Below are 25,180 nucleotides of genomic sequence, written 5' to 3'. Positions count from 1 at the left end.
CCGACAGCCCGCTGAAAGGCAAGAACGCGCGTAGCGGAGCGGCGAACAACGCGATTCGCGGGCCTGACAGCGTCCGCTGTTGATTTCCGGCCGTTGCAGGCGGCGCTTTGCGATGTCCCTCGCCCATGCAGTTCGAAACGGGATCGCGACATTTTTGTGCGGCCGGCACTTTTTGCGCTTGTTTTCGTCACGCAATGACGTCGCCGCGGCGAGCATCATCGATCACGGATTCGCCTTCCCGGACAGGCGGAACCCGATCCCGCGCAATTTGCAGGAGGCACTTTGATCGTCGCCGGAAATGAGGCACGCGCCTGAAGATCGGCCGCACGAATGCCTTTCGCGTCACCATATTGCCCCTGCCGCGCGCAAATCCGCCGTCTGCACGTCCAGCCACGGACCCGTTTGGCTGCTCATTCTTCGATGCGGGTGAGGGAATCCTGCCTCACGTTCTCCCCGCGCGCATCACCTCATGATTCCCAAAATCCATGGTGGTCGTTTTTACCTCGTGAGGCCTCTGAGTAAGAGGTTTGAATAAATGGCACGCTTCAATCTGAACGGCTTCCTCGACAATAGCCGCTTCGAGGATTTCTTCGCCAGGTTCGGCGGCGGTTCTGCCGGGCATGATGATATGAACGGGACGACGGGCGGCAACGCCTTGTTCGCTGGCGGAGGCGATGACAATGTTGCGGGCATGGCCGGCAACGACACGCTCAATGGCGGCTCCGGCGCCGACAATCTGTGGGGCGGCTCGGGTAACGACAACCTGGCGGGCGGCACCGGCGCCGACGTTCTCGTCGGCGGCTTCGGCGCCGACCGCATGGATGGCGGCTCCGGCAACGACGTCCTGCTCAGCCGGTCGGACGCGGGCGAAATGGTCGCGGCCCAGGACGGTACGACCATCATCTTCGGTGCCGAATCGGCTGCGTTCAAGGCGGTCAACGACACCCTGACCGGCGGCGCCGGCGGCGACACCTTCCGCTTCGAAGGCATGGTCAACGCCAAGGACGAAATCGTCGCCAAGCACGTCAATGACGACGGCACCATCGACTGGGTCGGCGTCACCGGCGAGAACGGCGCCACGCACGATCACTGGGTCGACGGCTTCGGCAACGACGTGATCCGCGACTTCAACCGCGCCCAGGGCGACAAGATCGAGATCTCGGCGCACACCGCCGAAGTCAAGTCGATCGAGCACAAGGACAGCAACGGCGACGGCAGGAACGACTACAGCGTGATCACCGTCATCAGCCAGCAGGGCGATGCCGGCGCGCATGACGAGGATCTGCTCGGCACCATCACCGTCTACGGCAACCTGGTACAGCAAAGCGATATCGCGGTTACTCAAACCGTGTACGGCGCCTACGAAGGCGTGGACACGCTCGCGGAAGGCGTCCACTTCCAAGTGGAGGACAACGGCGTGCTGCCCGATGGCGGTGTGGAAGCCCACATGGCCGGCATGTACATGTAAACCAACATAGATACGGCACATCACCGACAAGGGCCGCCTCCCGGCCCTTGTTCTCCAGCGTCCGGCGTCGAGTTCGCGCGTCACCGGGCGCTGGAGTCCGTTTTGCGCCGGCACGCCGCGCAGCTTGTTTGATACCACCGCGAATATCACGCCTGAGCGGGAACCTTTCCGGGTTCCACCCGCCTCATTTTGCGCGCCTTTTTTTGTTCAATCGTTCCGCTTGCAGCTCGCGTTATGTGCTAATTTCCCGGCCACCCAGGGCCGCGCACCACCCAACGTTCTGGTGGTTTGTGTTTGTGACGTTGGTTTCGCAGGGGAGACCATGGAATGAACCGGCGCTTACATTTGCTGTCGTGTTTTTTCACCATCGCCGGCCTCGCCCTGTTTTCGACGGATGCGACCGCGCGGACGAGCCACAAGCCGCAAGCCCAGAAGGCGCCGGCCGCCGCCAAGAAGCAGCATGCGGCGAAGGAAGCCCGCCCCCATCGCCGTGCGGCACTCAAAAAAGGCAAACCTGTCAGGCACGCTGCCACCCCCCGCAAGACTGTTGCGAACAAGACCGTTGCGAACACGCCGCCTCCTTCCAAGGAAGCTGCTCCGCCGCTGACCGGCGATCTGGCGCTGGTGAAGGAAGCCATCGACCTCGCGCGCAAGGCCAAGACCCAGGAGGCGACGGACGTCAGGAACCGGATCGCGGATCCGGCCGCGCAAAAACTCGTCGAGTGGTACATCCTGCGCCATCCGGAAACGATCGCACCGTTCAGCCGTTACGCCGCGTTCCTTGCCGCTAATCCGGAATGGCCGAGTGCGGCATTGCTGCGCCGGCGCGCCGAGGCGCGGCTGTGGGAACAGCGCAGCGATGCGGCGACCATCCGCAGCTTCACCGGCGAGCGGCCCGTCAGCGCCAAGGGCAAGCTGGCGCTGGCGCGCGTGATGCTCGCGGACGGCGATCGTGACGGCGCGGCACGGCTGGCGCGCGACGCATGGCGGGCGGACGATTTGTCGGAGCGCCTGGAGACCGACGTGCTCGCGACGTTCCCCGACCTTCTCACGCGCGAAGACCACCGCGCGCGCATGGACCGACGCATCGGCGCCAAGGACCTCGCCAGCGCCAAACGCGCGGCGCAACGTCTCGGCGCCGACGAATTGGCGATCGTAAAGGCCTGCGCCGCGGTCAGGGGAAAAGCCGACAAGGCCAAGGATGCGCTCGACGATGTCGCGGTCACGGCGCGACAGGATCTGGGATACACCCTTTGTCGCATCCAGTTCATGGTCGCCAAGGACCAGATCGACGAGGCCGCCCGCCTGATGGTGGCGGCCGCGCCGGAGACCATGGCGCTGCAGGACACCGATCAATGGTGGCGCGAGCGGCGCTCGCTGGCCCGCAAGCTGCTCGACCAGGGCAAGTTCCAGACCGCCTATGATGTCGTCCGCCCGGCCGCAATGCCGGCCAACGAATATTACCGGGCCGACGTCCACTTCATGTGCGGCTGGATCGCACTCCGCTATCTCGATGATCCCAAGACCGCAGCCGGTCATTTTGCCCGCATCGACGAAGGCGCGAGCAACCCGACCGTGCTGGCGCGGGCCAACTACTGGCGCGGCCGCGCGGCCGAAGCCCTTGGCCAGGTGGATGCGATGCGGAAGAGCTACGAGGCTGCCGCGCGCTACCCGACCGCCTATTACGGGCAGCTCGCGCGCGCCAGGCTCGGACTCGGCGAGATCGAGCTGCGCGCCCCCCTGCCCGATCTCGCATCCGCGGAAGCGCCGGCCTCCGACGAGCGCCTGCGCGCCGCCGACATGCTCTACGAGATCGGCGAGCGCGATGTCGTGCTGTATTTTGCCGCCGATCTCGGCCAGCAGAGCTCGAACATCGTCGTGCTCGAAGCGCTCGGCGACCTGACCGGCCGCCGCAACGACGCCCGCGCGATGCTGCAGGTCGGAAAGCCCTCGCTCGGCCGCGGGCTGCCGCTCGACCACTATGCGTTTCCGACCATCGGTATTCCGCCGCACCGCCAGGTCGCCCCCGAGATCGAGCACAGCATGATCTATTCGGTGGCGCGCACCGAGAGCGCGTTCGACCAGCGCGACAAGTCCGCGGCCAATGCCGTCGGCCTGATGCAGGTGACGCCGGAAGCGGCGCGCGATACGGCCAAACGTTTCAAGATCGAATATGACTGGGACCGGATGGTTTCCGATCCGGTCTACAACACGCAAATCGGCGCGGCCGAACTGAGCGCGCTGCTATCGGAGTACAAGGGCAATCACATCATGACTTTCGCCGGCTACAATGCCGGCAGGGGCCGTGTACGCGACTGGGTCAAGGCCTATGGCGACCCGCGCGATCCCAAGGTCGATCCGGTTGACTGGGTCGAGCGCATTCCGTTTTCCGAAACGCGCAATTACGTCCAGCGCGTCATCGAAAACCTGGCGGTATACCGCGTCCGTTTCGACGACGGCACGACGGCATCAACGACGGCGAAGACCGACGCGCGGGTCGTCACGCGGGAGACCAACGCCGCGCCCGGGCCGGCAAACGCCGCACGATAGGTTCGCCGCGCCGGATATGGGCGGCCGCCGACTACAGCCGGTCAATCCACCTTGACATTGGCAGCCTTGATCATCGGCCACCATTTGGCGATTTCGGCCTTCTGCCAGGCGCCCAGCGCCTCCGGCGTGAGCTTGTCCTTCGGCGGCATCTCCAAGCCGAGATTCTCGAGCTGCTTGCGCACCGCGGGATCATTCAGTGCCTCCACCGCCGCCGCATTGAGTTTTGCGACCGCGTCCTTTGGCGTATCCTTGGGCACCCACAGCCCGGACCACAGCGTCATGTGGAATCCGGGCAGGCCGGCTTCGTCGACGGTCGGGATATCGGGTGCCGATTCGACGCGCTTGGAATCGGTGATGGCATAGGCGCGAATGTTGCCGGCGCGCACCTGCGGAAGCGAGTTCGAGGTCTGGTCGACGATCAAATCGATCTGGCCGGCGACGAGATCGTTCATCGCCGGGCCGGTGCCGCGATACGGTACGTATTGCAGCTTCACGCCGGCAATGTTCTCGAAATAGAGCCCGGCGATGTGGCTTCCGGAGCCCGCGCCCGCAGTGCCCGCCGTCGGCGGCGACGGCTGCGCCTTCAGCCACGCCACAAATTCCTTCAGCGACGTTGCCGGGACATCCTTCTTGCTGACGATGATCATCGGGTTGCTCGGCAGCAAGGCCACCGGTTCGAGATCGGTGACGAGGTCGTAGCCGAGCTTGTAGATCGCGCCGTTGGCGACGTGGGTGCCGAGATGGCCGAAGCTGATCGTATAACCGTCAGCCGGCGAGCGCACCGCGCGGCCGACGCCGACCGATCCGCCCGCCCCCGTCACGTTTTCGACCAGCAGGGTTTCGCCGAGCGCGGTCTTCATACGCTCGGCCAGAATCCGCGCCATCGCATCCGACGGCCCGCCGGCCGAGAACGGCACGATGATGGTGACGGGACGCGATGGATAGTTCTGGGCGGACGCCTGGCCGCCGATGGTCATCAATACCGCCAACGCGGCCCAGATAGCCTTACGCAAGACATTCCTCCCTTGAACTTTTTTATTTTCGCGTCGAACAACCTACACAGCAACCCCACTCATGTATTTCAGACCTTATGGTGAGGAGCGCGGCACGCCGCGCGTCTCGAACCATGAGCCACCGGACTCGCGGCTATCCTTCGAGACGGCGCTTCGCGCCTCCTCACGATGAGGGCGGCCTTAGAACTGCGCGTAGTCGATCGGCTGGTGACGATCGAGCGTGCGCGTGACCGGCGGCAGCGGATATTTAAGCCCTGTCGCGCAATTGAACAGCATGACGCGATCGCTTTTCGTGACCCGGCCATCGGCGAGGCTTTGCTGATAGGCAGCATACGTCGCCGCCCCTTCCGGACACAACAGCAGCCCCTCCTCGCGCGCCACTTCGTTGAGCGCAGCAGAAATCTTCTCGTCCGGAACCGCAATGGCAAATCCCTTGCTCTCGCGGACCGCGCGCAGGATCAGAAAATCTCCGACCGCCTGCGGCACACGGATGCCGGATGCGATGGTGTGAGCATCTTCCCAGCGCGGCGCGTGCTCGGTGCCTGCTTCAAAAGCACGCACCATCGGCGCGCAGCCCGAGGCCTGCACCGCGACCATCCTTGGCCGTTTGGAACCGATGAAGCCGAGGGCTTCCAGTTCGGCGAACGCCTTCCACATCCCGATCAGGCCGGTGCCGCCGCCGGTCGGATAGAAGATCACGTCGGGCACCTCCCAGCCGAGCTGTTCGGCCAGTTCGAGGCCCATCGTCTTCTTGCCCTCGATCCGGTACGGCTCCTTCAGCGTCGAGGTATCGAACCAGCCGGCCTTGGCCTTGCCCTCGCCGACGATCTTGCCGCAATCGTCGATCAGCCCATTGACGCGATAGACGGTCGCGCCCTGCAACTCGATTTCGCTGACGTTCACTTCCGGCGTATCGGCCGGGCAGAAGATCGTGGTCTTGATGCCGCAGGACGTCGCATACGCCGCCAGCGCCGCGCCGGCATTGCCGTTGGTCGGCATCGCCATGTGCTTGATGCCGAGCGCCTTGCCCATCGACACCGCCATGACAAGGCCACGGGCCTTGAACGAGCCGGTCGGCAGCCGGCCCTCGTCCTTGACGATGATCTCACCGCCGCCGAGCTTCTTGCCAAGCTTGGGCAGCCGGATCAGCGGCGTCATGACCTCGCCGAGGCTGACGATGTCAGAGACTTTCCGAACCGGCAGCAGTTCGCGGTAGCGCCACATGTCGGCGGGGCGTTGGGCCAGCGCATCCTTGGTCAGCGCCTGCTTCACGCCGGCGAGGTCATAGCGCACCAGCAGCGGTTTGCCCGCTTTCGAGAGGTTATGGATCTGGTCGGCGGGATAGTGATCGCCTTCCATCGCGCATTCGAGATGGGTTACGAACGTCGGACGTTCGATGGTCAGGTTGTCGTTGTCTTTCACGATTGTTCTTTCTCGTTTGCTTGTCATCGCCGGGCTTGACCCCGGCAATCCATCTCCCTCGCAAGACTCTCGTGAAGCGTGATGGATGCGCAGGTCAAGCCCGCGCATGACGGTTGAGGACTGGTTTAGACGTTCAGCACGCGGCCATAGGCATCGAGCACCGCTTCCTTCATCATCTCCGACAGCGTCGGATGCGGGAAGACCGTGTGCATCAATTCCTCTTCCGTGGTCTCGAGATTCATCGCGACCACATAGCCCTGGATCAGCTCGGTGACTTCCGCGCCGATCATGTGCGCGCCGAGCAGTTGCCCGGTCTTCTTGTCGAAGATGACCTTGACGAGACCCTGGTCCTCGCCGAGCGCGATCGCCTTGCCGTTGCCGACGAACGGGAAGCGGCCGACACGGATCTCACGGCCACCCTCTTTCGCTTTCGCCTCGGTCAGGCCGACGGAGGCGATCTGCGGGTGGCAGTAGGTGCAGCCGGGGATCAGGTTCTTGTCCATGGCGTGCGGATGCAGGCCCTTGATCGCCTCGATGCAGACCACGCCCTCGTGCTCGGCCTTGTGCGCCAGCATCGGGGGGCCGGCGACATCGCCGATGGCATAGATGCCGGGGATATTGGTCTTGCCATAGCCGTCGATCACGACGCAGCCGCGGTCGGTCTTGACGCCGAGCTTTTCCAGGCCGAGCCCTTCGATGTTGCCGACCACGCCGACGGCGGAGATCACCCGCTCGAACTCGACCGTCTGCGGCTGCTTGCCGTCGTCGATGGTGGCGACGACGCTGTCGGCCTTCTTCTCCAGCTTTGTCACCTTGGTGTTGGAGAGGATCTTGATGCCCTGCTTCTCGAACCGTTTTCGCGCGAGACCTGCGATTTCCGCGTCCTCGACCGGGAGGATCTGCGGCAGCACCTCGACCACGGTGACGTCGGCGCCCATGGTGTGGAAGAACGAGGCGAACTCGATGCCGATCGCGCCCGAGCCGACCACCAGCAGCGATTTCGGCATCCGCTCCGGCACCATCGCCTCGAAATAGGTCCAGACCAGCTTCTTGTCGGGCTCCAGGCCCGGCAGCACGCGCGGCCGCGCGCCGGTCGCGACAATGATGTGCTTGGCCTGATACGTCCCCTCGCCCAGCGCGCCCTTCGGCGCCTCGACGCTGGATTTTTTCACCGTGACCTTGCCGGGTGCGTCGATCGCGGCCGCGCCCCAGATCACTGTCACCTTGTTCTTCTTCATCAGGAAGCCGACGCCGTCATTGAGACGTTTTGCAACGCCGCGCGAGCGCGCCACCACGGCTTTCGGATCGAACGAGACGTTTTCGGCGGAGAGCCCGTAATCCTTGGCGTGCTGCATGTAGTGGTAGATTTCCGCCGAGCGTAAGAGCGCCTTGGTCGGAATGCAGCCCCAGTTCAGGCAGATGCCGCCGAGATAGGATTTTTCGATGATCGCGGTCTTGAAGCCGAGCTGCGCGGCGCGGATCGCGGTGACGTAGCCGCCGGGGCCGGAGCCGATGATGATGACGTCGAAGGATGTGTCGGCCATGGCGGCTCCCGTTCAACTTACCTCGTAGGGTGGGCAAAGCGAAGCGTGCCCACCGCCTTCCAACGCTATGAAATAGGGTGGGCACGGCGCTTCGCGCCTTTGCCCACCCTACGATTCACCGTCCGCGGCTCAAACCATCATCATGACCGGGTTTTCAACCAGCCGCCTGAATGCGCCGATCAACTCCGCCCCAAGCGCGCCGTCGATGGCGCGGTGATCGCAGGACAGCGTCACGCTCATGATGTGGGCGGCCTCGATCTTGCCGTTGCGCACCACCGCCCGCTCCTCGCTGGCGCCGACCGCGAGGATGGTCGACTGCGGCGGGTTGATGACCGCGGTGAAGTGGCTGATGCCGAACATGCCGAGGTTGGACACCGAAGACGTGCCGCCCTGATATTCCTGCGGCTTGAGTTTTCGCGTGCGCGCGCGGGCCGCCAGGTCCTTCATCTCGTTGGAAAGGGTCGACAGCGACTTGCTCTCGGCGTTGCGGATGATCGGCGTGATCAGCCCGCCGGGCATGGCGACGGCGACGCCGATGTCGGAATGCTTGTGCTTGATCATGCCGGCTTCGGTCCAGCTGACATTGCAATCCGGCACCTGCTGCAACGCCACCGCGAGCGCCTTGATGACGAAGTCGTTGACCGACAGTTTGTAGAGCGGCTTCTTTTCCTTGTCCTTCGGCGCGGCCGCATTGATCTGCTCGCGCGCGTCGAGCAGCCGGCCGATATCGCAGTCGATGGTGAGGTAGAAGGTCGGAACGATCTGTGTCGCCGCGGTGAGACGCTGCGCAATGGTGCGGCGCATGCCGTCGTGCGGCACGATCTCGTAGGAGCCTTCCTCGAACAGCGAAAGGATCTGCTTGTCCGACATCGCCGGCGCGACGGCGGGCGCTGCGCTGGGGGCCGCGGCGGGCGCCTTCAGGCCCTTGCCCGACTTGGCGCCTTCGACGTCGCGGGCGACGATGCGGCCATGCGGGCCGGAGCCGTCGATCCGCGCGATGTCGATGCCGGCTTCCTTGGCGAGGCGACGGGCAAGCGGCGATGAGAAGACGCGCGCGTGGCCATTGGCCTTGGCAAACGCTGCGGCAGCCTGGGGCGCCGGTGCCGTAGCCGCCACTGGGGCGGCAGGAGCCGGGGCGGGCGCGGCTGCGACCGGTGCCGGCGCAGCAGCAGGCTTTGCCGCCGGAGCTTCAGCAGGCTTGGACGCGGGAGCCGCGGCCGCGCCGCTGCCGGCCGCCTTCACGTCCTCACCGTCGCTGGCCAGCACCGCGATGACGTCGTTCACCGGAACATCCTGCGTGCCCTCGGGCACCAGGATCTTCGCGATCGTGCCCTCGTCGACGGCTTCGACTTCCATCGTCGCCTTGTCGGTCTCGATCTCCGCGATCACGTCGCCGGACTTGACCTTGTCGCCCTCTTTCTTGAGCCACTTGGCAAGGTTGCCCTTTTCCATCGTGGGCGACAGCGCGGGCATCAAAATGTTGATCGGCATTGTCAGTGACCTTGTTGCGACCGCGGCATGGTGGAGCCCATATCGGTCGGCCGGTTGATTTCGGCTTCAAACATGTCGACGATCCGCGTCAGCGCCTCGTCCTCGGTGTAGCCGCTCTCGCGTGAATAGGCCCGGGCCGCATGGCGCGCGATATCGACCAGCAGCATGCCCCACATGTCCGGCTCCTCGAAGGCGCGCTGGAACGCGATCGAGAGCCCGCCGTCGACCACGAAGGCGCGCAGCACTTCGACGGCGTCCTCGCGGCCGATGACGTCGGGCGGCAGCGGCTGTTCGGTGGGACCGGCCATGACCTTACCGATAGGTAACGGCTTTGGCGGCCGCGACCACCTCGGCCACGTTCGGCAATGCGAGCTTTTCGAGGTTGGCCGCATAGGGCATCGGCACGTCCTTGCCGGACACCCGCGCCACCGGCGCGTCGAGATAGTCGAAGGCGTGTTCCATGATGCGGGCGGCGATCTCGGCGCCGACGCCGGACTGCTGCCAGCCCTCTTCCACCGTCACCGCGCGGCCGGTCTTCTTCACCGACGCCACGATGGTCTCAGTGTCCATCGGGCGCAGCGTGCGCAGGTCGATCACCTCGGCCTCGATGCCTTCCTTGGCCAGTTCATCGGCGGCCTTCAGCGCGTAGCTCATGCCGTTCGACCATGAAATCAGCGTCACGTCCTTGCCCGAGCGAACGACCCGCGCCTTGCCGATCGGGATGACATAGTCATCCAGCTTCGGCACCTCGCCGGAATGGCCGTACAGCATCTCGTTTTCGAGGAAGATCACCGGGTTGGGATCGCGGATCGCGGCCTTCAGGAGGCCCTTGTAATCGGCGGCGGAGAACGGCGCGATCACTTTCAGCCCCGGAATCTGCGAATACCAGGCCGAGTAATCCTGGCTGTGCTGGGCGGCGACGCGGGACGCGGCACCGTTGGGCCCGCGGAACACGATCGAGCAGCCCATCTGGCCGCCGGACATGTACAACGTCTTGGCCGCGGAGTTGATGATCTGGTCGATCGCCTGCATGGCGAAGTTGAAGGTCATGAACTCGACGATCGGCTTCAAGCCCGACATCGCCGCACCGACGCCGATGCCGGCAAAACCGTGCTCCGTGATCGGGGTATCGATCACGCGGCGCGCGCCGAATTCCTGCAGCAGGCCCTGGCTGACCTTGTAGGCGCCCTGATATTCGGCGACCTCTTCGCCCATCAGGAATACGTCGCCGTCGCGCCGCATCTCTTCCGCCATCGCATCGCGCAACGCTTCGCGGATGGTCTGGGTGATCATCTCGGTGCCGGCGGGGACTTCCGGATCGGGCGCGGCAACCGCAGCCGGCACCTTCTCAGCCTGCGGCACCTCAGCAGCCTTGGGTGTTTCAGCGGACTTGGGTGCTTCAGCAGATTTGGGCGCCTCGGCCTTGGCCTCCACCGAAGGAGCGGCCGCCGGCGCCTTGCCGAGATCGGCGGCACTCTCGCCGTCGGACAGAATGGTCGCGATCGGCGTGTTGACAGCTACGTCGGCGGTGCCTTCCGGGATCAATATCTTGCCGAGCGTGCCCTCATCGGTCGCCTCGACTTCCATCGTCGCCTTGTCGGTCTCGATCTCGGCGATGACGTCGCCGGACTTGATGGTCTCGCCTTCCTTCTTCAGCCACTTCGCAAGATTGCCCTTTTCCATGGTGGGCGACAGCGCAGGCATCAGCACTTGAATGGGCATATCGGCTCCCGAAATCACTCTTCTCAGTTTATCTGCGCGTGGCTTGAATCAGCGATAGACGTCGGTCCAGAGTTCGGAAGCATCGGGCTCGGGATCGCGTTGGGCGAAATCCGCCGAGGCATTGACGATCTCGCGTACCTCGGCGTCGATGGCCTTCAATTCCTGCTCGCTGACTTTTGCGGCCAGCAGGCGGTTGCGAACCTGTTCAATCGGGTCCTGGTCGTGGCGGATCTTTTCGACCTCTTCGCGGGTCCGGTATTTGGCGGGATCGGACATCGAGTGGCCGCGGTAGCGATAGGTCTGCATTTCCAGGATGAACGGGCCCTTGCCGGCACGGCACCAGGCGACCGCCTCGTCGCCCGCGGCCTTGACGGCGCGGACGTCCATGCCGTCGATCTGCTGGCCCGGAATGTTGAAGGAGATGCCGCGCTTGGAGAAGTCGGTCTGCGCCGAGGAGCGCGTCACCGACGTACCCATGGCATAGCGGTTGTTCTCGATCACATAGATCACCGGGAGCTTCCACAGCTCCGCCATGTTGAAGCTCTCATAGACCTGGCCCTGGTTGGAGGCGCCATCGCCGAAATAGGCGACGCTGACGAAGTCATTGCCGCGGTAGCGGTTGGCAAACGCCAGCCCGGTCCCGAGCGAGACCTGGGCACCGACGATGCCATGTCCACCGAAGAAATTCTTCTCCAGGCTGAACATGTGCATGGAGCCGCCCTTGCCCTTGGAATAGCCGCCGCGCCGCCCGGTCAGTTCGGCCATCACGCCGTTGGCGTCCATCCCGCAGGCCAGCATGTGGCCGTGGTCGCGGTAGCCAGTGATGACCTGGTCGCCCTGCTTGAGCGCCATCTGCATGCCGACCACGACGGCTTCCTGGCCGATATAGAGATGGCAGAAGCCGCCGATCGCCCCCATGCCGTAGAGCTGGCCGGCCTTTTCCTCGAAGCGGCGGATCAACAGCATGTCCCGCAGCGCGGCCAGTTCCTGCGCCTTGGTGAATTCCGGTGGGGATCCGCTTGCCTTCTGCCCTGATTCCTTGTCGACGCTCTTCTTGGGTGCGGCCATGGCAAATCCGGATAAGTGAGACGGTCAGCCCTCTCTATCCCAACTCAAACCCCTGCGAAAGGATTGCCTGCGCTCAGGAAAATAATGCTATGCCGCAGTGCAGCGTGGTGCGACATTTTCGAAACTGATTTTGCGGTTTTTTGAAATTTGCGGACCGGCGAGCCTGGCTTCAGCCCAAGCAAAACCGCGTGACAGCGGACGAGAAATCAGTTCGGCTTCAGGGGCCGGATCAGGTCGCGCGGATTGGCGTAGTCGAGCTGGTAGCGCGCCCGCTCGTCCAGCATGTCGGGGTCGACCCGGTTGGACCGCAACAGTGAAACCCGCTGCTCGCCCTCCGCCCGCTCCCGCTTAAGCCGGGCCAGTTCCGAGGTCAGCGCGATGATCTCCTGATCGAGCTCCTGGCGCGCATTCAGCCCGTATTTGCCGGTATAGGCGTTGATGCCGAAATAGCCGACCATCAGCGCCGCCATCGTGTAGAGGGCGAGGCCGGTGAGGATAGACTTTAGACGCGTACGGGAGACCATGGGCCCAAGATGCGACGGCCGGGTTAATGGAATCCTAAAATGGCCGGAGGGGGCACCGGTCCCCCACCGTTATTGCCGGGGCAGCCGAAAGTCCGCTTACCCGTTCTGCTTCTCGACGAAGGCCGCGAACGCATCGATGTACTGCTGCAGCAGCTTCTGCACCGCTTCCTTGGTGAGCTGGCCCTTGTCGTCAAAGGCGTCGCCGATGCCGTTCAGGTAGACTTCGGGCTGGCCGAGGATCGGGCCGGCAATACCCGGCAGGATGTTCTGCAGATGTTTCACGGCGCTGACGCCGCCGAGCGCGCCGGGCGCGTTGCCCACGATGCCGATCGGCTTGCCGAGGAACGAGCTCTTCCCATAGGGACGCGAGGCGACGTCGATGGCGTTCTTCAACACGCCGGGGATCGAGCGGTTGTATTCCGGCGTCACGAACAGCACGCCGTTCGACTTCTGCAGTTTTTCGCGGAACGCCAGCCAGTCGGCCGGGGGATTGGCTTCCAGATCCTGGTTGAAGAAGGAAATGCCCTCCAGCGTCGTCACCTCGAGCTTCAGCGAGGCCGGCGCCAGCTTGGCCAGCGCATTGGCGACCTTGAGCGAAAAGCTCTCCTTGCGAAGCGAACCGACGATCGTGACGATGGTGTGGGTGGCCATGGGATATCCCCTGTGAAGCAAAAGCGCCTGCACTCTCTTAAGCCGGATCGGCTAAAAGATGCAAGTGCATGAACAGCGCAGTTCCGGAAACGCTGCGTTTGCTTCGGGATATCATGCCGACGAAGCAAGCCGCCCGCGCGGACCGCCTGCCCCATCGCATGCCGTCAATCGTCAGCCCTTGCTCGGGTTGATCAAGAATTTTTCGCCGGTCGAGCGCTTGTTGTAGACGGCGATATTGGAAAGCTGCAGCGCCTCCTGCAGCGACACCACCTGAGTGTAGTGGCTGGCGAAGGTGGTCTTGAGCTCGCTTGCCACCCGCTGGCGCAAGCGGCCGATTTCGGCGGGGCCGATCTTCTGCAGGAACGGTGTCAGCAGCCAGCCGCCGACGCCCCAGGTCAGTCCGAACGCGCGGCTCAGCTCGGTCGGACGGGTGTCGAGGCCGCCGTAGATGTAGACCTGCTTGTACACGTTGGAACCGTAGCGGCTGTATTCCTTGGCAGTCTTGTTGGCCGCGACCTCCATACAGGTGAGGATTTGCCCCGCCAGCTTGCCGCCGCCGATGGCGTCGAACGCAATCGTGGCGCCGGTCTCCACGAGCGCGGCGGTCAGGTCGTCCATGAAGGTTTCAGCAGTGGAATCGACGACATATTTGGCGCCGATCTTGTGCAGGATATCCGCCTGCTCCTTGCTGCGCACGATGTTGACGAGGCCGATGCCGTCCTTGATGCAGATCTTGTTGAGCATCTGCCCGAGGTTGGAGGCAGCGGCGGTATGCACCAGCGCCTTGTGGTTTTCGCGCCGCATCGTCTCGGTCATGCCGAGCGCGGTCAGCGGATTGACGAACCATGACGCACCGTCGGCCGGCGTGCAGCCGGCGGGAAGCTCCATGGCATCCCGCACCTTCACGGTGCGGTACTGCGAGTACATCGCGCCGCCGATCATCGAGACGTTCTTGCCCATCAGCGCCTTGGCGGCATCCGAGGCCCCGGTCCGGATCACGACGCCGGCGCCCTCGTTGCCGACCGGCAGCGACTGGTCGAGCCGTCCTGCCATCATCCGCATCGCCGCTTCCGGCATCTTGGCGGTCACCACCGGCGCGTCCTTGCTGCCGGAAACCTTGGCCGTCGACATGTCGGCCGGACCGATCAGAAGACCCAGATCGGACGGGTTGATCGGCGTCGCCTCGACCCGGACCACGACTTCGTCGTCGGCCGGCTCCGGCGTCGGGATATTTACCAGCGACAGTTCGAGTTCACCGCTCTTCTTGAGCAGCGAACGCAATTGAAACCCGCTCTTGCCGTCGCTCATCGCACGTCTCCCCCGATTTTGTGTTGGTAGTATCTGGATACGCCGAAGCGTTACGCCAGTGCCTTCAGCGCCGATTTGCCGGCATAGATCGCCTGTTCGCCGAGCTGCTGTTCGATGCGCAGGAGCTGGTTGTACTTCGCGGTGCGGTCGGAGCGCGCCAGCGAGCCGGTTTTGATCTGGCCGCAATTGGTGGCGACCGCGAGGTCGGCGATGGTGGAATCTTCCGTCTCGCCGGAGCGGTGCGACATCACGGAGGTGTAGCCCCATTTGTGCGCCAGTTCGACCGCCGCGAGCGTCTCGGTCAGCGTGCCGATCTGGTTGACCTTGATCAGGATCGAGTTGGCGCGGCCGTTCTTGATGCCGTCGGCCAAGCGGGTGACGTTGGTGACGAACAGATCGTCGCCGACCAGCTGGCACTTGCTGCCGATCAAATCGGTCAGTTCCTTCCAGCCCTCCATGTCGTCTTCCGACATGCCGTCCTCGATGGTGACGATCGGATAGCGCGCGACCAGATCGGCAAGATATTTTGCCTGCTCTGAACGCGAGCGGGTCTTGTTCTCGCCGCCATAGACATAGGCGCCGTCCCTGAAGAACTCGGTCGCCGCGCAGTCGAGCCCGAGCATCACGTCGCTGCCGGCCTTGTAGCCGGCCTTGCCGATGGCGCTCATCACGAACTCGAGCGCGGCGTCCGCCGACGGGATATTCGGCGCGAAGCCGCCCTCGTCGCCGACATTGGTGTTGTGGCCGGCCTTCTTCAGCTCGCCCCGCAGCGTGTGAAAGATCTCGGAACCGCAGCGCAGCGCTTCGGCAAAGCTCTCGGCTCCCACCGGCAGGATCATGAATTCCTGGAAGTCGATCGGGTTGTCGGCGTGCGCGCCGCCATTGATGATGTTCATCATCGGCACCGGTAGCGTTCGCGCCGAGGTGCCGCCGACATAGCGATAGAGCGGCATGTCGAAGGATTCCGCCGCCGCCTTGGCGCAGGCCAGCGAAACGCCGAGGATGGCGTTGGCGCCGAGCCGGCTCTTGTTCGGGGTGCCGTCGAGATCGATCATGATCTGGTCGATCTGGACCTGCTCCTCGACCGACTGATCGCTCAAAGCCTCGAATATCTCGCCGTTGACGGCCTCGACCGCCTTTTGCACGCCCTTGCCGAGGTAGCGCTTCTTGTCGCCATCCCGCAGCTCGACCGCCTCATGCGCGCCGGTAGAGGCCCCCGACGGCACCGCCGCCCGGCCGATCGAGCCGTCTTCCAGCACCACGTCCACCTCGACGGTGGGATTGCCCCGGCTATCGAGAATTTCGCGGCCGATGATGTCGACGATGGCGGTCATGTCCAAAACTTTCCTGGAAGATGGCGGGTCAGGTTTCGGGGGCGTCTTACACGGCGCGCAGGCAAATGTGAACGCTTTGGGAAAAGACGCCCTCGGAGCCTCAGGCCCTTTACTTTGGCATACCGGCTTAACGCGATGAATCTCCATCGGTTTCCCGAAACCGTGCTTTGTCGCCGCCCCTCCTCCAGGCCGGTTGACGAGCGCAGCCGGTTGCGTCCATGTCAGCCCCGCAAAGGACGATCATGATGGCCAAGAAATCATCGCCAAAATCATTGCAGCTCGGCCGCGCCGTGGAATGGCCCGACAGCCCGGAAAAGGCGCAGCTTGACCGGGTGCCCAACCCGCAGGCCGACACCAATTACCTGGTGCGATTCACCGCGCCGGAATTCACCTCGATCTGCCCGGTCACCGGCCAGCCTGATTTTGCGCATCTGGTGATCGACTACGCGCCGGGCCCGTGGCTGCTCGAATCCAAATCGCTAAAACTCTATGTCGCGAGCTTCCGCAACCACGGCGCCTTTCACGAGGACTGCACGGTCATGATCGGCAAGCGGATCGCGAACGAGATCAAGCCGAAATGGCTGCGCATCGGCGGCTACTGGTATCCGCGCGGCGGCATCCCGATCGACGTATTCTGGCAGACCGGCAAGCTGCCCAAGGGAATGTGGGTGCCCGACCAGGGCGTCGCGCCCTATCGCGGGAGGGGGTAGAACAGCCGAGATGGTCCTGCCCTCATGTCCGGTCGGCTTCGCCAGGGCGCCGTCACGGGATCAGAGGTCGGGATCACACCAGAAGTCGTCGGACAAGTCGGTCAGATCGTCCGTGACTTCAAGTGCGCCGGTGAAATCCTCGTCGCGAAAGTACAAGCTGCGGGTAATCAGCACCGGCGCGCCGGCGGAGGCCGCGGCCAACAGACCGTTGCGGGAATCCTCGATTGCCAGGCACCCCGCGGCGGGCAGCCCGAGCGCATGGATCGCCGCGTGATAGGCGTCCGGTTCCGGCTTCTTGTTGGGCACGTCGTCTCCGGAAACGATCACTTCGAACCTCCGCGTCCAATCCGGCCCGAGATGTCGGCTCAACAGTGCGTGGATGTTATCGCGCGAAGTGGTCGTGACAATCGCCAGCCGTAATCGTCCGTCGCGGGCTCGATGGATCAGGTCGGTGACACCCGGTCGGAGTCCGCAGGCACCGCCTTGGACAAGCTCCCCGTATCGTCGCGTCTTGAAGCGGTGCAGATCGTTGATGCGGCCGTCTGACAGGTTCAAGCGATCATCGGGCAGCGACTTGACAAAATGGCGAATGCGCTCGCGTCCACCTGCGACCCGCAGCAGCCGGCCATACGTTGTGACGTCCCAATGCCACGGCAGGTCGAAATGGCTGAAGGCCTCGTTGAATGCACGTCGATGAAATTCCTCCGTCTCGGCCATGGTTCCGTCGACGTCGAACATGATCGCCTTGAACCGGTTCAAGCTGGCCTCGCTCCATGCAGCAATTGTCAGCGTTCGATGGATCGACGCGCAAATTGACTGACGCACCCCGAAATAGCGACTTTGAAATTCTGATGGGCAGCAAAATTTCTGCTTATACTCGCTGCAATCAGCCCGCCGCGGGGCCCGCATCGATCATCCAGCCCGATGCCGTGACGCGCGAGCGTTCACAGGCTTGGCGATGGCGCGTCCCGGATCTCTCGATGCCCGCCCGGCAACAGCGTCTTGACCGACAGCAGCGCCTGATCTTCGGGGCCTGAAGGGCTGAGCGCGTTTACTGCAACGCGAGAGTGAACCGATCGGAATCCCTTGCGTTGAACCAGACGACCCTTAGGGCAGACCACCCCATATGCAGAATACCCATTCCTACGTGCTCGGGCTGACGCTCCCGTTTGTCCTCGCCGCCACCATCGCATCCGCCGCACCACCGACCAGGATCGCCGAAGACCGCTACATTGCCGCGCGCGACGCCGCGATTGCGAATATCTCTGCGATCTACGACGCCGGCGACCGGGCCGATGCCGCGCGCAAGGCCGAAGAGGCGGCGAGCGCCGATCTCCTGGGGCAGATGCGCGTCATTCTCGCTGAGCCCGACCGCGATGGTTTCGGTCCGGCGAAGCTGAACATCGACACCTTCTCCAAGGGCGACGAAGGTTTCGGCACGCTCGACGGGTTGCGATTCGACGCCAAACTCGGCATGAACGGCGAGATGGCCGGCCAGAACGGCGCCGACGGCCAATATGTCGAGCCGAAGTCGCACATCATCGTGACGACGCAGGCGCTGTTCGAACGCTGGTTGCGCGCCCACAAGGATTGGTGGGGCAAGAACAGCAAGAACGTGCCGCAGCAGATCGCCGCGGCGCTGAAGCACGAGAGCTTTTACACCCAGGCGATATCGAGCGGCGCCGCGGTGGTTAACTTCAATTCGCTGCCGATCGAGAAGCCGCCCACCGCAAGTTTTGCCCACGCCATGCTGGCAGGGCGAACCCAATCCGAACTTCCCGAGGCCGCCGACCATGTGTTCGTCGCAGCGATCGCCAACGGCAAGGTCTACATCGCCTACGGATTGATCGACCCGCCGGTGCAGGCGCCGGACTGCCTCGCGATCCGGCGCGACTATCTCGGGAAGGCCGACCAGGCTGACGACGATCTCCGGACCGGAAAAATTGCCCGCAAGGCCTACAACAAGCTCGGCGACCTCAGACAAAAGGGCGAGGACGCCTACAAGCGTTGCTTCACCCAGAATGCGCCCAACCGGCCATTCTTCGCCGAGGCGACCCGGCAGGCCGAGAAGTTATTGTCAGCGGCGCTCGATACGCGTTGAATGCAACGCACAGCGGCGCCCCTAGCTCGCCGCCTGGTCCGCCGGCCGCGTCTGTCGCAGTATCCTGGCGCAGACGATCCCGAGCGTGATCATGACCGCCGCCGCGGTCAGCAGGGTCGGAGCCTTGCCGGCATGCTGGATGCCAAAGCCGTAGGCGATCGGGCCGACGGTCTGCCCCATGAAGAAGAAGAAGGAATGCAGCGACAGCGCGGTCGCGCGGGCTTCGACCGACAATTCGCTGGCGAACACCTGCAGGCAGCCGTGAATCATGTAAAAACCCCAGCCCATGAACAGCAGGCTGACCGCATGGATCTTTACGCTGGGGCCGAAGGCGACGACGGCGAGATTCAAGCCCACCAGCGCTGCCCCTGCGATCATCATGCCCTTGACGCCGAACCACGGCAGAAATCGCGAAACGCTCAGCGTGTAGAATAGGCCCCCTACCGCAAAACCGGCGATCACGAGGCCGGCGATCGACAGGCTGGTTTCGCCGAGTTCGAACAGGAACGCCGCAATGTAGGGAAACAGCCCGAGCACGCAGCAGCCTTCGACGAACACCGCCACGTAACAAAACGCGTTGGGGTTGGAGAAGATGGTGCGATAGCCCTGCCGGAGCGCCGCAAAGTTGGTCTTCGGCGGACGGGTCAACGCCGCGCCGCGAAAGCCCGCGGCGACCGCGATCGAGGCCACGATCACCAGAACGCCAAGCACAGCGAGAACGCCGCGCCAGCCCAAAAAATCGCCGATCAGGCCGGAGACGGAGGCGCCCAGCAGGTTGCCCGTCATCGAGCCCATCAGCGTGCGCCCGATCGCGATCTGGCGCTTTTCCGGCCCGACCAGGTCGCTGGTCAGGCTGAGTGCAACCGGGAAAACGCCGCCGGAGCCGACGCCGGCAAGGATGCGCGACGCGAACAATAGCCAGAACGAATTGGCCATCGCGCCGAGGATATTGGCGAGCCCCAGCAGCACAAGGCACACGATCATCAGCCGCGCCTTGCCGAACAGGTCGGCAGCAGCCCCCAGCACCGGCTGGATGATCGCAAAGGTGAAGGCGAACACCGCGGCGAAGCCGGCGGCAGCCGCGATGCTGACGCTGAACTCGTCCGCCACGTGCGGCAGCACCGGATCGAGCGCGCGGGCCGACAGGCTGGCGGCGAAGGTTGCGAGGGTGATGATATTGAGGGCCGGCGGCAGGCGGCTCGATGCGGGCACGGCTTAGGCGTTCTTCGGCGCGTTCTTGACCGCAACGTTCTTGGCCAGCGCGTCAAAATCCATCAGCCGCTTCAGCAGCGCTTCGAACTCGCGCAGCGGCACCATGTTGGGTCCGTCCGACGGCGCGGAATCGGGATCGGGATGGGTCTCGATGAACAGGCCGGCGACGCCGACGGCCACCGCCGCCCGCGCCAGCACCGGCACGAATTCGCGCTGGCCGCCGGATGAAGCACCCTGCCCACCCGGCTGCTGCACCGAATGGGTGGCGTCGAAAATGACAGGCGCGCCGGTCTGCGCCATGATCGGCAGCGCGCGCATGTCGGAGACCAATGTATTATAACCGAACGAGGCGCCGCGTTCGGTCAGCAGCACATTTGGATTGCCGCCGCCGGTGATCTTGCTGACGACGTTCGCCATGTCCCACGGCGCCAGGAACTGGCCCTTCTTGACATTGACGGCCTTGCCGGTCGCCGCGGCTGCGAGCAGCAGATCGGTCTGCCGGCACAGGAAGGCCGGGATCTGCAAGATATCCACCGCCTGCGCGGCTTCTGCGCACTGTGCGGCCTCGTGCACGTCGGTCAGCACGGGCAAGCCGAGCGAGGAACGGATTTCGGCAAAGATCGGCAGCGCCTGCGCCAGCCCGACGCCGCGCGCGGCTGAACCCGAGGTACGATTGGCCTTGTCGAACGAGGTCTTGAAGACGAGCCCGATTCCGAGGCGGCCGGCGATCTCCTTCAGCGCACCCGCCACTTCCAGCGCATGCGCCCGGCTCTCGAGCTGGCACGGCCCCGCAATGATCGAAATCGGCAGGTCATTGCCGAACTTGACCGATCCAACGGTGACAACCGGGGCTGCGCCGAGATTCGCGTTCACAGGATTTTCCTCGCGTTAAGCGCGGACCATGCCGGTCCGCGCTTTCGAAGCATTTTCTTGACAGAAAATGCTCTGGGAGCAACCCCGTTTAACCCCTGAATATCAGGGTTGCACGAGCGGCTATTTCACCGAGGAGAACGCCGTCGGCACCAGCAACTGGCTGACGATGTTGTCGATGATCTGGCCGTCTTCCTCGCTCTTGGCGCGGCCGGCGATCCAGTCGGGATCGCTCTGGAACGCGGTCCACTTCTTCTCGCGGTCGGCCAGCGAGTCCCACGCGACGAAATAGGTCAGTTCCTGATTGGAGGTCCCGATCAGCGTGGTGTAGAAGCCGGCCTGCTTGATGCCGTGCTTGTCCCACAGTTTCAGCGTCAGCGTATCGAAGCGCTTCATCAGCGCCGGCAGGCGGCCCGGCAGGCAGCGATAAACGCGCATTTCCATGATCATCGGTGGTGCTCCCAAGGTTGTTGTTCTTGCGGGCGGAAGTTGTCGCAACAATCGACGCCCTCGTCAAAGGCGGAGCGTGCGTTTCGTAGGGTGGGCAGAGGAGCGAAGCGACGTGCCCACCATTCGTTCGAAGCGCGTGGTGAAATGGTGGGCACGCTTGCGCTTTGCCCACCCTACGAAAAACTACACCAGCCGGCTCTGCTTGGCCGCCGCCTGGATGAACGACGCAAACAGCGGATGCGGTTCGAACGGGCGCGATTTCAGCTCGGGATGGAATTGCACGCCGATGAACCAGGGATGGTCCTCGTATTCGACGATCTCCGGCAGCACGCCGTCGGGCGAAAGCCCGGAGAAGCGCAGGCCGTGCTGTTCGAGCCGGTCTTTATAGGCGGTGTTGACCTCGTAGCGATGGCGATGGCGCTCCGAGATTTCGAGTGCGCCGCCATAGACTTCCGACACCCGGCTGCCGCGGTTCAACGCGGCCGGATAGGCGCCGAGCCGCATGGTGCCGCCGAGGTCGCCGGATTTCGAGCGCTTCTCCAGCTCGTTGCCGCGCAGCCATTCCGTCATCAGGCCGACCAGCGGTTCCTTCGTGGGGCCGAACTCGGTGGAGTTGGCCTCTTCGATGCCGACGAGATTGCGCGCGGCCTCGATGACCGCCATCTGCATGCCGAAGCAGATGCCGAAATACGGCACGTCGCGCTCGCGCGCGAACTGCGCCGCGCGGATTTTCCCCTCGGCGCCGCGCTGGCCGAAGCCGCCGGGGACCAGAATGCCGTTGACGTGTTCGAGGAACGGCGTCGGGTCCTCGTTCTCGAACACTTCGCTTTCGATCCAGTCGAGGTTGACCTTCACCTTGTTGGCGATGCCGCCATGCGACAGCGCCTCGATCAGCGATTTATACGCGTCCTTCATGCCGGTGTACTTGCCGACGATGGCAATGGTCACCGCGCCTTCCGGGTTGCGGACGCGCTCGTTGATGACGTTCCAGCTCTGCAGCGCCGGCGGAATTTTGGGTTGAATGCCGAACGCGGCCAGCACCTCGTCGTCGAGGCCGGCCGCGTGATAGGCCTCCGGCACCGCATAGATGTTGTCAACGTCCCTCGCCTCGATCACGGCGCTTTCGCGCACGTTGCAGAACAGGCCGAGCTTGCGCCGCTCTTCCTTCGGAATCTCGCGGTCGGTCCGACACAGCAAGATATCCGGCTGGATGCCGATCGAGCGCAACTCCTTGACCGAATGCTGGGTCGGTTTTGTCTTCAGTTCGCCGGCGCTCGGGATGAACGGCAGCAGCGTCAAATGAATGTAGACCGCATGATCGCGCGGCAGCTCGTTCTTGAGCTGGCGGATCGCCTCGAAGAACGGCAGGCCCTCGATGTCGCCGACGGTGCCGCCGATCTCGACCAGCACGAAATCATAGTCGTCGTTGCCCGAGAGCACGAATTCCTTGATCGCGTTGGTAACGTGCGGAACCACCTGAATGGTCGCGCCGAGATAATCACCGCGGCGTTCCTTGGTGATGATGTCCTGGTAGATGCGCCCGGTCGTGATGTTGTCGGCCTTGGTGGCCGGACGCCCGGTGAAGCGTTCGTAATGGCCGAGATCGAGATCGGTCTCGGCGCCGTCATCGGTCACGAACACTTCGCCGTGCTGATACGGCGACATCGTTCCGGGATCGAGGTTGAGATAAGGGTCGAGCTTTCGGAGACGTACCTTGTACCCGCGGGCCTGCAGCAGGGCACCGAGTGCCGCTGAAGCCAGACCCTTTCCGAGCGAAGAAACCACGCCGCCGGTGATGAATATATACCGCGCCATGGGAGCCTACCTTTAAGGCCACTGCCCCGATTCTCCAAAACGAATCGCATGCGCGGGCAAACATTTTGCCGGGCTGTGGGTGACGTTAAATTTGAAGCGATATCAAAGCATTGACGGAAAATTCTGATGCAGGACGGTGGCAGCCGTCCTGCATAGCCACAATGCTTTATTGCGAACGTGGCGCCTGCGGGCCGGACGGCGCCTGCTGCTCGTCCACCTTCTTGAGCGTATCGAGTACGCCGCCGGAGGTCGGCGGGACAACTGGCGTCGCACCACCGGGCTGCGACTGTGTCGCCGGCGCGGTGCCGAGAATCGAGGACGGCTTGCGGTCGGCGCCGGCGAGATAGGCCAGCGCCATGCTGGTGACAAAGAAGACCGCCGCCAGGAAAGCCGTCGTCCGCGTCAGGAGATTCGCCGTGCCGCGGCTCGACATGAAGCCGGCGCCGCCGCCCATGCCGAGGCCGCCGCCTTCGGATTTCTGCAGCAGAACCGCGCCGATCAGCACGGAAACGATCATGAGGTGGATGACGATGATGACGGTCTGCATCTCAAACCTTCTGTCACAAGCCAAGAGCGCCGGGCTTCGGCAGCAGCAAGGGCTCGCGGGTTTTCCTGAAGTTGCGCGGTGTTACACGATCGGACAGGGCATTGTCACCCCCAACCGCCGACGAGGAGATAATTGCCGCAGGCGCCGCGGCAAGGCCGTCCCCAGCCTCGTAGGCCCCCCCGATACGGGAGCTTGAGGTCGCGGAGATATCCATTATAATAGACAAATGGATACTTTGATAGATGATCTCAGCACCCGGCTCGCCCAGCGCCTCCGGCTCGAACGGGACAGCCGCGGCTGGTCGCTGGCCGACCTCGCCGGGCGCGCAGGGGTTTCCAAGGCGACCATCAGCAAGATCGAGCGCGCCGAGGTCAGCCCGACCGCGGTGGTGCTGGTCCGGCTCGCCAGTGCCTTCGACCTCACCCTTGCCGGCCTGATGCTGCGCGCCGAGGGCCAGGGCGACCGGCTTTCCCGCGCCGCCGATCAACCCGTGTGGCGCGATCCCGAGACCGGCTATCTGCGCACGCAGGTTTTCAGCCGGCCCGATCATCCCGTTGAGCTTATCAAGGTCGAGATGCCGGCGAAGCAGCGCGTCACCCTGCCCGCCTCGTCCTATGCGCACATCCGTCAGGTGCTGTGGGTCCTGTCCGGCGCGCTCGTGCTGACCGACGGCGGCGAACGCCATGAACTGAAGGCCGGCGATTGCCTCGGCTTCGGCCCGCCCGCGGAAGTGACGTTTGCCAACGAGAGCGCCGCACCCTGCACGTATGTCGTCGCGTTGGCCCGGAGCTGACAATTAATGGCCGAGTTCCAGATCGAAGCATTGAAATCTTCGCCGGACATCTGCTCGGCACTCTGTGACATGCTGATCGAAACGGTGGCGCATGGCGGCTCGGTCAGCTTCATGCATCCGCTGTCAGAGAAAACAGCCGAAACATTCTGGTCGAATGCGCTGAACGCCGCGGACCGCGGCGAGCGGATCATCCTCGGCGCCTTCGATGGCAACGACTTGGTCGGCACGGTCACGCTGCTGCTCGACCTGCCGCCGAACCAGCCGCACCGCGCCGAGATCGCAAAAATGATGACGCGCGTCAGCCACCGCCACCGCGGCGTCGCCACCGCGCTGCTGCGCGAGGCCGAACGCATCGCGCTCGCGCGCCAACGCTGGCTGCTGGTGCTCGATACCGCCGAGGACGAGGGCGCGGCCGGGCTCTACGAGCGGATGGGATTCAAGCTGACCGGATTGATTCCGGACTACGCACTCAAGCCGCATGGCGGCCTCACCGGCACGCTTATCTATTGGAAGCGGTTGCAGGAAGCTATGCTGGCATAGCTCTCTCAGTCAGCCAGATGAAGAATTCAGGGCGTCGCATCACGGGC

The 25,180-nt window shown here is 64.0% G+C and carries 24 protein-coding genes; 7 read left to right on the top strand and 17 right to left on the bottom strand.

Translation table 11 applies throughout. The annotated features are described in order from the left end of the window. Positions 1–535 precede the first annotated feature (535 nt). Entirely contained in the window at positions 536–1,468 is a 933-nt protein-coding gene (locus QUH67_RS17015) for a calcium-binding protein (RefSeq protein WP_300947809.1), read from the top strand. Positions 1,469–1,795: 327 nt separating this feature from the next. Next, the gene (locus QUH67_RS17010; protein ID WP_300947808.1) at positions 1,796–4,018 is read left to right on the top strand and encodes a lytic transglycosylase domain-containing protein; all 2,223 of its coding nucleotides are present in this window, start codon (positions 1,796–1,798) and stop codon (positions 4,016–4,018) included. Positions 4,019–4,059: 41 nt separating this feature from the next. Here the strand turns inward: QUH67_RS17010 and QUH67_RS17005 are convergent, their stop codons facing one another. From QUH67_RS17005 to eno, 11 genes are all read right to left on the bottom strand, one after another. Continuing rightward, the gene (locus QUH67_RS17005; protein ID WP_300947807.1) at positions 4,060–5,031 is read right to left on the bottom strand and encodes a tripartite tricarboxylate transporter substrate binding protein BugD; all 972 of its coding nucleotides are present in this window, start codon (positions 5,029–5,031) and stop codon (positions 4,060–4,062) included. 180 nt (positions 5,032–5,211) lie between these two features. After that, the gene (locus QUH67_RS17000; protein WP_300947806.1) at positions 5,212–6,453 is read right to left on the bottom strand and encodes a threonine synthase; all 1,242 of its coding nucleotides are present in this window, start codon (positions 6,451–6,453) and stop codon (positions 5,212–5,214) included. 125 nt (positions 6,454–6,578) lie between these two features. Next, positions 6,579–7,997, bottom strand: a complete 1,419-nt coding sequence (lpdA, locus tag QUH67_RS16995; protein WP_300947805.1) for a dihydrolipoyl dehydrogenase — start codon at positions 7,995–7,997, stop codon at positions 6,579–6,581. A gap of 129 nt (positions 7,998–8,126) precedes the next feature. Continuing rightward, positions 8,127–9,488, bottom strand: coding sequence for a pyruvate dehydrogenase complex dihydrolipoamide acetyltransferase (locus tag QUH67_RS16990; protein ID WP_300947804.1), 1,362 nt, complete (start codon positions 9,486–9,488; stop codon positions 8,127–8,129). Between the two features lie 2 nt (positions 9,489–9,490). Next, positions 9,491–9,796: a DUF5076 domain-containing protein gene (locus QUH67_RS16985; protein WP_300947803.1), complete on the bottom strand. Its 306-nt coding sequence runs from the start codon at positions 9,794–9,796 to the stop codon at positions 9,491–9,493. A 4-nt stretch (positions 9,797–9,800) separates the two neighbouring features. Next, a complete protein-coding gene (locus QUH67_RS16980; protein WP_300947802.1) occupies positions 9,801–11,210 on the bottom strand; it encodes a pyruvate dehydrogenase complex E1 component subunit beta in 1,410 nt (469 codons plus the stop codon). A gap of 48 nt (positions 11,211–11,258) precedes the next feature. Continuing rightward, positions 11,259–12,278 carry a pyruvate dehydrogenase (acetyl-transferring) E1 component subunit alpha gene (gene pdhA / locus QUH67_RS16975; protein ID WP_300947801.1) on the bottom strand — a complete coding sequence of 340 codons (1,020 nt, stop codon included), beginning with the start codon at positions 12,276–12,278 and terminating at the stop codon, positions 11,259–11,261. A 206-nt stretch (positions 12,279–12,484) separates the two neighbouring features. Further along, positions 12,485–12,802: an FtsB family cell division protein gene (locus QUH67_RS16970; RefSeq protein WP_300947800.1), complete on the bottom strand. Its 318-nt coding sequence runs from the start codon at positions 12,800–12,802 to the stop codon at positions 12,485–12,487. A gap of 96 nt (positions 12,803–12,898) precedes the next feature. Further along, positions 12,899–13,453 carry an NADPH-dependent FMN reductase gene (locus tag QUH67_RS16965; RefSeq protein WP_300947799.1) on the bottom strand — a complete coding sequence of 185 codons (555 nt, stop codon included), beginning with the start codon at positions 13,451–13,453 and terminating at the stop codon, positions 12,899–12,901. 171 nt (positions 13,454–13,624) lie between these two features. Next, positions 13,625–14,761, bottom strand: a complete 1,137-nt coding sequence (locus tag QUH67_RS16960; protein WP_300947798.1) for a zinc-binding dehydrogenase — start codon at positions 14,759–14,761, stop codon at positions 13,625–13,627. A 50-nt stretch (positions 14,762–14,811) separates the two neighbouring features. Continuing rightward, on the bottom strand, positions 14,812–16,095 hold the full coding sequence (gene eno / locus QUH67_RS16955; RefSeq protein WP_300947797.1) for a phosphopyruvate hydratase: 1,284 nt from the start codon (positions 16,093–16,095) through the stop codon (positions 14,812–14,814). A gap of 242 nt (positions 16,096–16,337) precedes the next feature. Here eno and queF point away from each other — a divergent pair, with 242 nt between their 5' ends. Then, entirely contained in the window at positions 16,338–16,805 is a 468-nt protein-coding gene (queF, locus tag QUH67_RS16950) for a preQ(1) synthase (protein WP_407080463.1), read from the top strand. A 60-nt stretch (positions 16,806–16,865) separates the two neighbouring features. On the opposite strand, the gene QUH67_RS16945 is transcribed toward queF, so the two are convergent. Continuing rightward, positions 16,866–17,564, bottom strand: a complete 699-nt coding sequence (locus QUH67_RS16945) for an HAD-IA family hydrolase (protein ID WP_300947795.1) — start codon at positions 17,562–17,564, stop codon at positions 16,866–16,868. 14 nt (positions 17,565–17,578) lie between these two features. On the opposite strand from QUH67_RS16945, the gene QUH67_RS16940 reads away from it, so the two are divergent. Both QUH67_RS16940 and QUH67_RS16935 read left to right on the top strand, forming a co-directional pair. Beyond that, entirely contained in the window at positions 17,579–17,842 is a 264-nt protein-coding gene (locus QUH67_RS16940; RefSeq protein WP_300947794.1) for a hypothetical protein, read from the top strand. Between the two features lie 89 nt (positions 17,843–17,931). Continuing rightward, complete coding sequence (locus QUH67_RS16935) at positions 17,932–18,906, top strand: hypothetical protein (protein ID WP_300947793.1); 975 nt, start codon at positions 17,932–17,934, stop codon at positions 18,904–18,906. A 21-nt stretch (positions 18,907–18,927) separates the two neighbouring features. Here the strand turns inward: QUH67_RS16935 and QUH67_RS16930 are convergent, their stop codons facing one another. The 5 genes from QUH67_RS16930 to secG form a co-directional block, all read right to left on the bottom strand. Then, positions 18,928–20,118 carry an MFS transporter gene (locus tag QUH67_RS16930; protein ID WP_300947792.1) on the bottom strand — a complete coding sequence of 397 codons (1,191 nt, stop codon included), beginning with the start codon at positions 20,116–20,118 and terminating at the stop codon, positions 18,928–18,930. 3 nt (positions 20,119–20,121) lie between these two features. Then, entirely contained in the window at positions 20,122–20,991 is an 870-nt protein-coding gene (gene kdsA / locus QUH67_RS16925; protein WP_300947791.1) for a 3-deoxy-8-phosphooctulonate synthase, read from the bottom strand. 120 nt (positions 20,992–21,111) lie between these two features. Beyond that, a complete protein-coding gene (locus QUH67_RS16920) occupies positions 21,112–21,438 on the bottom strand; it encodes an NIPSNAP family protein (RefSeq protein WP_192739554.1) in 327 nt (108 codons plus the stop codon). 183 nt (positions 21,439–21,621) lie between these two features. After that, entirely contained in the window at positions 21,622–23,253 is a 1,632-nt protein-coding gene (locus tag QUH67_RS16915; RefSeq protein WP_300947790.1) for a CTP synthase, read from the bottom strand. A gap of 166 nt (positions 23,254–23,419) precedes the next feature. Continuing rightward, the gene (secG, locus tag QUH67_RS16910) at positions 23,420–23,800 is read right to left on the bottom strand and encodes a preprotein translocase subunit SecG (protein ID WP_300947789.1); all 381 of its coding nucleotides are present in this window, start codon (positions 23,798–23,800) and stop codon (positions 23,420–23,422) included. 226 nt (positions 23,801–24,026) lie between these two features. Here secG and QUH67_RS16905 point away from each other — a divergent pair, with 226 nt between their 5' ends. Further along, the gene (locus tag QUH67_RS16905; protein ID WP_300947788.1) at positions 24,027–24,593 is read left to right on the top strand and encodes a helix-turn-helix domain-containing protein; all 567 of its coding nucleotides are present in this window, start codon (positions 24,027–24,029) and stop codon (positions 24,591–24,593) included. A 6-nt stretch (positions 24,594–24,599) separates the two neighbouring features. Next, entirely contained in the window at positions 24,600–25,133 is a 534-nt protein-coding gene (locus QUH67_RS16900) for a GNAT family N-acetyltransferase (RefSeq protein WP_300947787.1), read from the top strand. Positions 25,134–25,180 lie beyond the last annotated feature (47 nt).

Source organism: Bradyrhizobium roseum, assembly GCF_030413175.1.
Taxonomy (GTDB): Bacteria; Pseudomonadota; Alphaproteobacteria; order Rhizobiales; family Xanthobacteraceae; genus Bradyrhizobium; species Bradyrhizobium roseum.
This window is presented reverse-complemented; position numbering and strand designations above follow the sequence as displayed.